Source organism: Exiguobacterium sp. s149, from assembly GCF_018618395.1.
Lineage (GTDB): Bacteria > Bacillota > Bacilli > Exiguobacteriales > Exiguobacteriaceae > Exiguobacterium > Exiguobacterium chiriqhucha.
Genome location: NZ_JACSLZ010000006.1, coordinates 194,846 through 206,196 on the forward strand (window position 1 = coordinate 194,846; position 11,351 = coordinate 206,196).

At 51.7% G+C, this 11,351-nt stretch carries 10 protein-coding genes; 6 read left to right on the forward strand and 4 right to left on the reverse strand.

Translation table 11 applies throughout. The features are described 5' to 3' along the window. The first annotated feature begins 17 nt into the window (after nucleotides 1–17). Together KNP81_RS10575 and KNP81_RS10580 are read left to right on the forward strand one after the other, a co-directional pair. Nucleotides 18–1,766 (forward strand): ABC transporter ATP-binding protein, encoded by a 1,749-nt coding sequence (locus tag KNP81_RS10575; RefSeq protein ID WP_214719906.1) that lies wholly within the window; start codon nucleotides 18–20, stop codon nucleotides 1,764–1,766. A gap of 92 nt (nucleotides 1,767–1,858) precedes the next feature. After that, nucleotides 1,859–3,007: a DUF3238 domain-containing protein gene (locus KNP81_RS10580; RefSeq protein ID WP_214719907.1), complete on the forward strand. Its 1,149-nt coding sequence runs from the start codon at nucleotides 1,859–1,861 to the stop codon at nucleotides 3,005–3,007. Between the two features lie 12 nt (nucleotides 3,008–3,019). Here the strand turns inward: KNP81_RS10580 and KNP81_RS10585 are convergent, their stop codons facing one another. Together KNP81_RS10585 and KNP81_RS10590 are read right to left on the reverse strand one after the other, a co-directional pair. Beyond that, nucleotides 3,020–3,436, reverse strand: coding sequence for a thiol-disulfide oxidoreductase DCC family protein (locus KNP81_RS10585; protein WP_214719908.1), 417 nt, complete (start codon nucleotides 3,434–3,436; stop codon nucleotides 3,020–3,022). 53 nt (nucleotides 3,437–3,489) lie between these two features. Then, entirely contained in the window at nucleotides 3,490–4,722 is a 1,233-nt protein-coding gene (locus KNP81_RS10590) for an MFS transporter (protein WP_214719909.1), read from the reverse strand. Between the two features lie 92 nt (nucleotides 4,723–4,814). Between KNP81_RS10590 and KNP81_RS10595 the strand changes: the two genes are divergently transcribed. Next, a complete protein-coding gene (locus tag KNP81_RS10595) occupies nucleotides 4,815–6,452 on the forward strand; it encodes an ABC transporter substrate-binding protein (RefSeq protein WP_214719910.1) in 1,638 nt (545 codons plus the stop codon). A 34-nt stretch (nucleotides 6,453–6,486) separates the two neighbouring features. On the opposite strand, the gene KNP81_RS10600 is transcribed toward KNP81_RS10595, so the two are convergent. Next, nucleotides 6,487–7,785 (reverse strand): glutamate-1-semialdehyde 2,1-aminomutase, encoded by a 1,299-nt coding sequence (locus KNP81_RS10600; RefSeq protein WP_214719911.1) that lies wholly within the window; start codon nucleotides 7,783–7,785, stop codon nucleotides 6,487–6,489. 191 nt (nucleotides 7,786–7,976) lie between these two features. Here KNP81_RS10600 and perR point away from each other — a divergent pair, with 191 nt between their 5' ends. Beyond that, complete coding sequence (gene perR, locus KNP81_RS10605; RefSeq protein WP_214719924.1) at nucleotides 7,977–8,426, forward strand: peroxide-responsive transcriptional repressor PerR; 450 nt, start codon at nucleotides 7,977–7,979, stop codon at nucleotides 8,424–8,426. A gap of 10 nt (nucleotides 8,427–8,436) precedes the next feature. Here perR and KNP81_RS10610 read toward each other — a convergent pair whose 3' ends face one another. Then, complete coding sequence (locus KNP81_RS10610) at nucleotides 8,437–8,796, reverse strand: YgzB family protein (RefSeq protein ID WP_021067733.1); 360 nt, start codon at nucleotides 8,794–8,796, stop codon at nucleotides 8,437–8,439. 167 nt (nucleotides 8,797–8,963) lie between these two features. Between KNP81_RS10610 and KNP81_RS10615 the strand changes: the two genes are divergently transcribed. Together KNP81_RS10615 and KNP81_RS10620 are read left to right on the forward strand one after the other, a co-directional pair. Then, nucleotides 8,964–9,830 carry a nucleotidyltransferase-like protein gene (locus KNP81_RS10615; protein WP_214715624.1) on the forward strand — a complete coding sequence of 289 codons (867 nt, stop codon included), beginning with the start codon at nucleotides 8,964–8,966 and terminating at the stop codon, nucleotides 9,828–9,830. A 32-nt stretch (nucleotides 9,831–9,862) separates the two neighbouring features. After that, nucleotides 9,863–11,038 carry a PstS family phosphate ABC transporter substrate-binding protein gene (locus tag KNP81_RS10620; RefSeq protein ID WP_214719912.1) on the forward strand — a complete coding sequence of 392 codons (1,176 nt, stop codon included), beginning with the start codon at nucleotides 9,863–9,865 and terminating at the stop codon, nucleotides 11,036–11,038. Nucleotides 11,039–11,351 lie beyond the last annotated feature (313 nt).

The following is an 11,351-nucleotide window of genomic DNA, read 5'->3' on the forward strand; positions in this document are numbered from 1 at the left end:
TCTTGAAGGAGGAACTAATGGGTAGTATTAAACGTTATTTAAAGTTCGTTAAACCGTATAAGAAACAAATCGCGCTGACCATTTTCGTCGGGATTTTGAAATTCTCAATCCCGCTCGGGTTGCCGCTCCTTTATAAATATGTCATCGATAACTATTTGACAGATCCGGAACCGGCGAGGGATTATACCGAGCTCGTCTGGCTGTTCAGCATCGTCTTCTTTGTTTTCCTCGTCCTGAAGCCACCGATTGAATACTTGCGCCAATATTTGGCACAATGGGCAGCGACGCGGATTTTGTTCGACGTCCGGAACCGATTGTTCGACCACGTCCAAAAACTATCACTCCGCTATTATTCGAACAATAAGACGGGACAGATTATCTCGCGCATCATCAACGATGTCGAACAGACGAAAGATTTCGTCATCACCGGCCTGATGAACATTTGGCTCGATATGGTCACGATTTTAATCGCGATCGCCATCATGTACACAATCGATCCGCAATTGACGCTCATCGCCGTCTTGCCGCTCCCGTTCTACGCCATCGCCGTCCGCTACTTCTACGGACGATTGCGCCGGCTCACGCGGGAACGCTCGGCCGCCCTTGCGGACCTTCAAGGTCATTTGACCGAACGTGTCAACGGGATGGCCGTCATCCGCAGCTTCGCCCTCGAACCGTATGAGAACAAGGCGTTCGAAGAACAGAACGGTGGATTCTTGAAGGCCGCGCTCCGCCATACAGGGTGGAACGCGAAGACGTACGTCGTCGTCTCGACGATCACCGACATCGCCCCGATTTTGATTTTCACGACGGCCTCGTGGCTCGTCTTGCAAGGGGACGTCTCACTCGGGACGCTCGTCGCGTTCATCGCGTATATCGACCGTCTCTACGCACCGCTCGGCCGTCTCGTCAACTCGGCGACGACGCTCACCCAGTCGGTCGCTTCGATGGACCGTGTCTTCGAGTTCCTCGATGAACCGTATGACATCGAAGAGAAACCAAGTGCGTTCGTTCCTGTGAAAACGGCAGGTGACATCGAGCTCGATCGCGTCAGCTTCGCGTACGAGAAAGATGGGACGCGTGCCCTCCGCGACGTCAACTTGCACATCCGCTCCGGGGAGCGGGTCGCGTTCGTCGGCATGTCCGGTGGCGGCAAGTCGACGCTCGTCAGCTTGATTCCACGGTTTTATGACGTCACGTCGGGGAGCATCAAAATCGATGGCACCGATGTCCGTGATTTCAAACTGCGGGCGCTGCGCGATCAGATTGGGATGGTCATGCAAGACTCGGTGCTGTTCAGTGAATCGGTCGCGATGAACATCCGGATGGGGAATCCGGAAGCGAGTGACGAAGATGTCATCGCCGCCGCGAAAGCAGCGAACGCCCATGAGTTCATCTCGAACTTGGCGGACGGTTACAATACGCCGGTCGGGGAAAAAGGTGTCAAACTGTCAGGCGGTCAAAAACAACGGCTCGCCATCGCCCGTGTCTTCTTGAAACATCCGCCAATCATCATTCTCGACGAAGCGACGAGTGCGCTCGACCTCGAGAGCGAGGCGATGATTCAAGATTCGCTCGCACGACTCACGAAAGGGCGGACGACACTCATCGTCGCGCACCGATTGTCGACCATCACCGATGCCGATAAGATTGTCGTCGTCGATAACGGACAAATTATGGAGACCGGGACGCATGAAGAACTGATGCGCCGCCGCGGAGCCTATTACGATTTGTATATGATTCAAGATTTGGCAGTCGTCGAATGAGACGCGGCCTCGAGGAGACTCGGGGCCTTTTTTGTTTTCCGTGACAGTGAGACGGGAATGAAGAAACGACATGCCAAAAGGGGGAGAGTCCAATGATGAACGGGGAAGGTTTAATCACAGTAAAACCGCTTAAGGACGCGCTCGAGCTAACGTGGTCGGTCGAGGGGAAGGTCCGGCTCACACGGAACGGGAAATATGTGTACGAAGGGACCGACCAGCACTATGTCGACCATGAGACGGCCGTCGGGGAACAAGTCGCCTATCGACTTACGGATGAGCAAGGCGAAGTGGCGAAAGTGTATACGGCCGCCGTCGATCCGAGCGATGACTTGTACTGGAATCGACATCTCACATCGGCCGTCGTCGCGTCGACCGGCACTCATCTTCAATGGGATCCGATTCCTGACGTCGAGATGTATGCGATTTATCGACAGGGACGACGGATTGCCGAGGTCGTCGGGAACGCCTATCTGGATGATAAGCCGCTGCACGAACCGACGATGTATGAAGTCCGGGCGCTCCGTCCGGTGAAGCGAGATGCGAAACCGGGGACGAGTCTCATTCACGCTGTCGGCAAAGTGATGTCACTCGCCAAAGAGCTGAAGACGGACACACGGCGCGACAAGGAGCTGTTCGTCATGTATTTTCTCGTCAGTCCGCTCCGTCCCGATTTGGAGACGGTCGACCAGATTCAGCTTCGCGTCCAGACGTTCATTCGTCCGCCGATGATTAAAAATCCGAACTTGTTGTCGCCTCATCCTTACTTTGAAGGGGACGGACGACCATATAACGTCCACGCGACCGACTATCGGACGCGGACGGAAGTGAAAGTCGAAGGGCTACACGACATCCCGATCGTCTCTATCAAAAAAGACGCGGGCGTGACGCGCGGCTATAACGCCCGTCATCAACTGACAGGAGAAGATGTCGCTTCGGTCGATCAAGTGTATCTCGACGATCTCGAGATTGACCGGGGGCGGACCGCATATCGCTTGCAACATTCGGTCGGCAATCCGCTCGTCATCGCGCCGGACATCAAATATACGATTGTCGCACAATTGAAGGATAACGCCACGTTCAAACTGTCTGGCAGTCACACACAATCGCCGCATCATGAAGTGTATCTTCAGGTCGGGGATGCCCCATGGACGACGATTCACCGGGCCGATGACCTCGGTGTCAGTTTCATGGGCAATCCGATGCCGGAGTGCCACTGGACGTACTTGACGTGTATGGACTAAAAAACCGTCGACTCATCGAGTCGGCGGTTTTGGTTGTTGGTCGAGAAACCGGCTTCGTTCTTCCGGTGTCGGCAGTTTACATGTCTGTTTCTGCCCGAACCATTCGTAACGATGTTTGGCGATGAACTCATAGCCTAGGTCGCGGAGCGGCTGAGGGACGATTTTTACGAACCGGAGCAGACGCCACTTTCCGTCCAATCCTTCCGCGATCCGGACGGCCGCGTCGGATTTGATATAAGGCACGCCATCGCGAATCAAGACGATACTGTCAACCGAGTCGCTGATGCGGTGACGTTCACGTAGCATTTTCCCGGTCTCGCCTTGGAGCGAGGCAAAGTGGAAGTTCCCAGGGGTGTCCCGGTTCAAGATAAATTGGACGCTAGCGTCACAAAAGTTGCAGTCTCCATCGAACAAGACAATAGCTGGCATGTGATTCGCCTCCTTCACTCTAGCCTGTTTCCGTTCTGGCGTCCGTTCAAACGTCACGCGGCGAGCTGACGTACCGGTTCCATATTATAGAGCGAGACGTAATAGAGATACGCCCCGAGCGCCCCGAACAAGAAGATGTAACCGCTCATGAATATAGGTCCGATGAACGCCCCGACGACGATGCCGGCCGCGGCCACAAGTTTGGCCCCATGGAACGTGAGGCCCCCGAAAGCGAGGTACGATGCGCGACGCTCCGGGTCGAGCAAATCGACTTGCTTCACTTGGCGGATTGGTGAGTATAGCAACTCGCCGACCGTGAAGACGACAGCCAAGACGGCGAGAATCAAGAATGAATTCATCGATGTGATGGCGGCATACGCTGTGATATAGAGCGACAAGCCGATGAAGAATACGTATTTCTCTCGATATCGTTTCACAAAGGCGGTGAAGGCGAACGTGATGGCAACGACGAGCAATGTGTTCTCGAGCTGCATGAACGCCATCATCCGGACACCATCGAACGGCACACCGAGAATCGAACGTTCTTGGAACGATTCGGCTAAATGAACGCCGATATAGTTCGCCATATGGAACTCTGTCGAAAAGACGAGCATGCTACCGAGCACGAAGAGCATCCAGCGTCGGTCATTGAGGGCGATTCGATAGTTTTGAATCACGCCGACAATTGGGTTGGCCGGCGTCGACCGGTTACCTTGATGTGAATCGACGAGATAACGTTGCAAGACGATTGTCGTGATGGTCAACACGAGCGTCATCCCGATGAATAAGCCGAACCGGTAGTCGCGATAGAACGCACCGCCGAGCATGACACCGCCGGCGATCGCTAAATTGACGAGCCAGTAATCATATACATAAATCGCTTTTCGATTCGATGGTTCCATCGAGTCGATGACGATCGCTTCAAGAGCCGGATAGTTCAAGCCGTTGGCGACGGCGTGACCGAAATACAAAATGGCGACGGTGAGTGCCCAGTTGTTCGATGGGTGAATCGCGACTGTCATCCCGATGAAGCAGAGGATTTGAACGAGTTGGCCAATCTGTAAGACGTGCTTGCGATTGAAGCGGTCCGAGAAGTACCCACCGAACAATCCGGTGACATACCCGACGATGACGAATGACGTCATGATAATCCCGGCAGCAATTTTGCCGAGTTCTTCTGAAAAATATAAAGCCATGAATGGAAAGATGGCCGAGCCGACGATACGGATGAAAAACCCACAGACGAGTCGAAGTCGGACGTTAGTTGGGAAATCTTTGAATTTCACGTGAGCACCTCCTTGTCACTACTTTAAACGTGGACTACACTTGGTAAAAAGAGACAAATTATTTGGACATGTCCACTTTTAGGGGGAATGACATGAATGCAAAACTAGTGGCAATTTATCGCTATGCGTTACAGGCCGACAAAATGGACGTGACACTCCGGCAAGCCGTCGAGGTGGTCGGCTATAGTGAGAAACAAGTGAAGCGCGATATCAAGGCATGGGAGGCGATGGGGTGGGTGACCTATCAAGCTGGCAAAGGGCGCGGCCATGAATCGAGGCTTCGTTTTCAGTCGGACTTTGACGAGACGCTCCAGGCGTGGGTCGTAACCTCATTTTCTGAGGCTACGATGGCGCAGGCGGCCAAATGGTTGGAGTGGGATTGGCCACCCGCATTACGGGAACTGATCCAAGCGCGGATTTGGAACCGATTTGGCTTCGAACAGACGGAAGAAGACCGTTTTATTTTCCCGAGGACGCGGACACTCGAGTCACTTGATCCGCTGGATATCCACATCGCGATGGAGGCGTCGTTATCGCGTCACGTCTTCGACCGCCTGTTCGAATGGGACGGGACCACGGTTCAACCGTCGTTAGCCCATCATATGGAGGAGACGCCATTTGGATTTCGCTGTTACATCCGTAAAGGGATCACTTTCCACAACGGGATGACGTTAACGGGCAAAGACGTCGTTTACTCATTGAGCCGACTCTTGGCTCGCGGCAAACAAGTCTGGTTGTTCGCACCGATTGATCGGGTCGACTCGCCCGCACCGTATGTGGTCGACCTCTATACGAAAGCACATCGGGCCTACATCGAGCGTTTGCTTGCTCAAACGCCAGCCTCGATCACATATGAACGAGCGGAAGGGACGATTGGGACGGGACCCTTCAAATTGGAGAAACAATCCGACGACGTCGTGCGTTTACGGGCTTTCGAGCGCGGATTGCGCCCGCGTCCGTCATTGGACGTGGTTGAGTTTGTCACGTTCTCGGAAGCAGATCACGCCAAATGGAGCGCGCGAGACAATCATAGCGTCGTGAAATGGATTGCCGAGGCCGGGGCTCGCTATCTCATGTTCAACTTACAGCACTCCTGGCTGAAAGAGGATATGGCGACGCGACGCACGATTCAACGGGCAATCAATAAACAAGCGATCGTCGATTTGGGGGGAGAACGTCATCAAGTGGCCCACGGATTCTTCCCAGAAACGAGTCGCCCGATTCCACTGGCCGAGCCAAGCGAGAGTTCTAAGCGTCCGCTCCGACTATTGCACTTGCCGTTCGACGTGGCGACGGAAGACGCGGCGCTTGTCGCATCAAAGTTGCGGGCTGCCGGTTTCACCGTCGAGACGGAGACGTATGCGCTCAGTTGTTTACTGCAAGAGGAGACACTTCGCCGAGCCGACTTGATTTTATGCGGGGAGATGATGAGCGAAGACTTGGATTTGGCGTTTCTCGCCTTTTTGACGAGTGAACTGTCGCTCGTCGGTAAGCTCGTCGCACATGAAACGGAACTCCAAACGATGATGGACCGCTACCGTCAAACCGATATGAGCGCTTGGCCGATGCTCCATCGGGAGGTGGAACACTATTTGACGGAGGCGGCGCTCGTCATTCCGCTATACCATGTCGAGCGGGAGCGGAGCTTCCCGAGTTTTCTAGGCGACGTGCCGGTCGATATATTCGGACATCCACGCTACGATCAGTTGTGGATCCGACCTTCGGTGTAAATCAAAAAGGAGATGCCGCGGCATCTCCTTTTATTTATAGTTGGGCGAAGGCGCGGTTCACCGCAACAATCGTCTCTTCGATATCTGACTCGCTATGCTCAGTCGTCAAGAACCAAGCCTCATACTTAGAAGGGGCCAAATTGACACCGTTTTCGAGCATCAATTTGAAGAAGCGTCCGAACACTTCACCGTCCGACTTCTCGGCTCCTTCATAATCGGTCACGACCTCGTCCGTGAAGTACACCGTAAGGGCGCCTTTTAGACGGTTCAATGTGATGGTCACGCCGTGTGTTTCCGCGGCTTCACGAATCCCGGCCTCGAGCTGGGCGCCGAGCGCGTCAAGCTTTTCATATACACCCGGTTGCTCGAGTACTTCGAGGCAAGCGAGTCCCGTCGCCATCGACGCTGGGTTACCGGCCATCGTTCCGGCCTGATAAGCTGGCCCGAGCGGAGCGACCGTTTCCATAATTTCAGCTTTACCGCCATAGGCACCGATCGGCAAGCCTCCGCCGATGATTTTGCCGAGGGCGGTCATGTCCGGTTCGATTCCGTATACTTGCTGGGCACTGCCGTATGTGAAGCGGAACGCCGTGATCACTTCGTCGTAAATAACGAGGGCGCCATGTTCATGGGTGATGTCGTTGATGGCCTGGAGGAATCCAGGTTTCGGCTCGACGATGCCGAAGTTTCCGACAATTGGTTCGACGAGGACACAGGCGATTTGACTGCCCCATTCGCGCATCATGTCGCGGAACGCCTCGACGTCATTGAACGGCACGGTGATGACTTCTTTCGCCGTGGCCCGTGTGACGCCGGCTGAATCTGGTGAGCCGAGCGTGGCCGGTCCGCTGCCTGCTGCGATGAGCATCAAGTCCGAGTGGCCGTGATAGCAACCGCTGAATTTGACGACGAGTTCGCGTCCCGTGTAAGCACGGGCGACACGGACGGTCGTCATGACCGCCTCGGTCCCCGAGTTGGTGAAACGGACCTTATCCATTGACGGGATGGCCGCCTTTAGTTTTTTCGCAAACTCGACTTCGAGCGCATGCGGTGTCCCGTAAAGGAGTCCTTTAGACGAAGCCGCGATTAACGCTTTATGGATATGCGGGTGAGCGTGGCCCGTAATAATCGGACCGTATGCCGCCAAATAGTCGATATAACGATTGCCGTCGACGTCATAGAAATAGGCGCCGTCTCCTCGTTCCATATAAACGGGTGCACCGCCGCCGACTGCCTTGAATGAGCGGGAAGGGCTGTTGACCCCGCCGACGATATGCGTCAAGGCATCGGTATACAAAACGTCTGAATTGTTGCGTGAAGATGATGTTGCCATATGTATTGCCTCCTTTTACAAATTCGCACTTATTGTATCATAGCCGTCAACCGCATAAGCTCAACGTTTGACGACCGTTCCAGAAATCAGTACACTATTTATAAAGATTACTATGTAAGAAACAGGTTAATTACTACTAACACTTCGTATGAATTCTATAGAAGAAATGAGGGATTGACGTGGGAAGCGAAATGCTTGACCATGCTGTTCAGTCGCTCCGAGAACATGGAGTCAGAATGACGCCTCAGCGCCAGGCCATTTTGGAGTACCTCGTCACGGAGCACAGTCACCCGACAGCGGATGACATTTATAAGGCACTTTCGGCGAGATTTCCGAACATGAGTGTCGCTACCGTCTATAACAACTTGCGCGTCTTTAAAGAAGTTGGTCTCGTCCAAGAGATGAATTACGGCGACGCATCGAGCCGGTTTGATTTCGTGACGTCGCGTCACTACCACATCATCTGTGATGCGTGTGGGAAAGTCGTTGACTTCAACTACCCGGTCCTCGATGAAATCGAATCGGTTGCATCTCAATTGACAGGGTTCAAAGTCGACCGTCATCGTCTCGAAGTATATGGGACATGCCCGGCGTGCCAAGCTGAACAAGCGCATAAACATAAAAAAACATCCTCTGCCTGAGGATGTTTTTTTATTCGTGTGAATGTGATTGGCGTTTGTTATATTTTTCGTCGAACTCTTTACCTTCGAGCGATTGGTCAATCGTGAGCGGTTCGTCGCAATGCATACATAAGTCGACCCGACCGAGCATCTTTGTCTGTTTCTCACAATTCGGGCAAGTGACGACAATGGCTTTCGTGGATGCCATCCCAATAATAAAGTAGAGCGCTGAACTCGATAACACCATCACGAAGCCGAGCAACATGAAAATAATCATCAGCCATGTGATGCTTTTCGCCAACAGGCCGAGATACATGACCCCGATTCCCGCAAAGACGAGCAACAACGCAAGGTTTCGAGCGCGGTTGATTTTATTCCCCCGTTTTTTCATTTCGTAATCCCTCCATGTCTGTCTTTACTATAGCTCATCTGCTCGACCGTGAGAAGTTCATACAATCGCTGGCAGGAGAATTTTAAAAGAAGGCGAATCATTTTCGTATCAGATTATTGGGTGGACGTTTGTAGTTCATCATATAGAAAGAAGGTATCAAGGTGACTATGGAGTATGCCACACGCACGATCTATTCGGAATATGCAGCCTTGAAGACGACGCTTGGCATCATCGAAGTGAAGAAGAAACGACCACGCGATCCGTTGACAGACCAATCGGACCGGTTGTTGATTGTGATTGAAGCCAAAGAAGAACCGTTCTGGACAGTGAAACACTATCAGGTCGGACAAGAGAAAATCATTCTCCATTTGGTGAGTGATTCGATGATGGACCGCTGGATTTTGATGAACGAGAATCGCCGGGCCATCCACTGGATTGAAGATGGGATGGTCTTGTTTGAACGAAATACGTTTTTATTAGACTTGCGACAACGTCTTCGTAATTTCTCAAACGATGAGCAACGTCTGCAACTATCGCTTGCTTTTGCGAAATTGCTGCGACGCTTTGAAGACGGCCGAAGTTTATTTTTGCAAGAGGAACACCAAGACGCCTTCACCCAAATTCATCATGCCTTGACTCATTTGGCCAGATTATCGGTCTTAGAGGCCGGGATTCATCCTGAAATCGTATTATGGAAACAAGTACGCACACTCGATTTAGAAATATATAAACTCCACGAGGAACTCGTGAGCGGACAAGAGTCGCTTGAACAACGGATTCACTTGGTGATTATCGGAATGGAACATTTGATTCAATCAAAAGTGTTGCCGGGCACGCTTCTGCTACTGCAAACGATGCAACAACGCGATGAACCGTGGCCGTTCTCGGAATTAATGGAACACCCGAACTTGCAAGCATTGAAAGTCGACCTAGGTAGCATCGTCGGGTTCCTTGTCCGCAAAGGATATGTCCGTTCGGTTGCGCGACCGACAAAAGGTGTTGGAGTCGAAGCCATCGCCTATGAGATCGCCTAACTATATAGAAGCGAATGGAGTAGTTGAATCAGATGAAAATCGTCAAGTTTATATTCGGTAGTGTGTTGATTGTGCTTGTGACCGCAGTCATATCGGTCTTTACAGCACTCTTTACGATGGGCAATCCGATTGCAGGAGGACGCCCGATCCTTTGGACCATTTGGTACGTTGCCGCTTTATTAATTCTCATTATGGCGCTATATGACTTTTCGTCGTTAACGAAGGGGAAACTCAAACGAGTCGGATTGATTGGAACCGTGATTGGAGTCGTGTTCTTCGGTTCAGTGAAAGGGTACTACGTGTATACAGAAGGTTTGCGGATTGAAGAACGCGGTGTTGAGTTGTTTGACTATCAACCGTTTAAAGAGGAATCCGATTTAGCTAAGCTCGATGCGCCATCTTCGTTTAGAATCGATTCAAATCTCCCACGCCTCGATGGTGCTACGGCACTATATCCACTGTATGCGTCTTTTGTCGAAGCGGTTTATCCTTCTGACGAATATAATCCGTATAGTACGGAGGAGAGTCCTGTCGTCTCAACGACGACGGGAGAAGCGTACAATCGGTTGATTCAAGGGAAGACGGACATCATCTTTGTCGCAGGACCATCAGATCTTCAAGTGGCCGCGGCTAAGAAGGCTGGTGTGGAGTTCAACATGACACCAATCGGGCGCGAAGCGTTTGTCTTTTTTGTACATGAAGACAATCCAGTTGATTCGCTTAAATTAGACGAGATTCAACAAGTATATGCCGGAGACATCGATAATTGGAGTGAGGTCGGAGGCGAGAATGATCCGATTCGAGCCTTCCAACGTCCAGAAGGAAGCGGGAGCCAGACGGCCTTGCAGCGGGTGATGGGTGATCGTAAATTGATGGATGCACCCGTTGAAGATGTTCCGGAAGGTATGGGCGGTATTATCGAACAGACGGCCGCATACACAAATCATAAAAATGCGATGGGGTTCTCTTTCCGCTTCTATGCGACCGAGATGGTCGAAGATCACGACATTAAATTACTTCAAGTGAATGGAATCGCTCCAACGGTCGAAACCATCGCTGACGGGACGTATCCGATCACTTCTGAATTTTATGCCATCACGACAGAAGAGAACTATGAAACGCATAAGCCGTTTGTAGATTGGATGACATCTGAAGAAGGGCAGACATTGGTGGAGCGGACGGGCTATGTGCCGCTAGCGAAAGATTGAAGCGTTGGGCCTCATGACAGGGGCTCGACCTTTTTTATTTTTTTGTAATGTTTCTATTGACGAAGTGGTAAATAGAGATTATAGTTATAAACGTTGTCACGGCAAAAGATTATTTCAGTAAAACAATTTGTGAAAAAAGTTGTTGACGCGGATATAGACGACGTGATAAATTAATGAAGTCGCCAAGAGCGGCAGACGAACTTTGAAAACTGAACGATGAGGCAAAAAAAGTTTTACAATGTTTGAATGAAGCGCAAGCTTCGTCATTTTTAAAGAGCTATATCAAATTCTTTGGAGAGTTTGATCCTGGCTC

Excerpts from the sequence above, each read along its gene's own strand:
- KNP81_RS10575 (WP_214719906.1), top strand. The coding sequence starts at position 18 with ATGGGTAGTATTAAACGTTATTTAAAGTTCGTTAAACCGTATAAGAAA.
- KNP81_RS10580 (WP_214719907.1), top strand. The coding sequence starts at position 1,859 with ATGATGAACGGGGAAGGTTTAATCACAGTAAAACCGCTTAAGGACGCG.
- KNP81_RS10585 (WP_214719908.1), bottom strand. The coding sequence starts at position 3,436 with ATGCCAGCTATTGTCTTGTTCGATGGAGACTGCAACTTTTGTGACGCT.
- KNP81_RS10595 (WP_214719910.1), top strand. The coding sequence starts at position 4,815 with ATGAATGCAAAACTAGTGGCAATTTATCGCTATGCGTTACAGGCCGAC.
- KNP81_RS10600 (WP_214719911.1), bottom strand. The coding sequence starts at position 7,785 with ATGGCAACATCATCTTCACGCAACAATTCAGACGTTTTGTATACCGAT.
- perR (WP_214719924.1), top strand. The coding sequence starts at position 7,977 with ATGCTTGACCATGCTGTTCAGTCGCTCCGAGAACATGGAGTCAGAATG.
- KNP81_RS10610 (WP_021067733.1), bottom strand. The coding sequence starts at position 8,796 with ATGAAAAAACGGGGGAATAAAATCAACCGCGCTCGAAACCTTGCGTTG.
- KNP81_RS10615 (WP_214715624.1), top strand. The coding sequence starts at position 8,964 with ATGGAGTATGCCACACGCACGATCTATTCGGAATATGCAGCCTTGAAG.
- KNP81_RS10620 (WP_214719912.1), top strand. The coding sequence starts at position 9,863 with ATGAAAATCGTCAAGTTTATATTCGGTAGTGTGTTGATTGTGCTTGTG.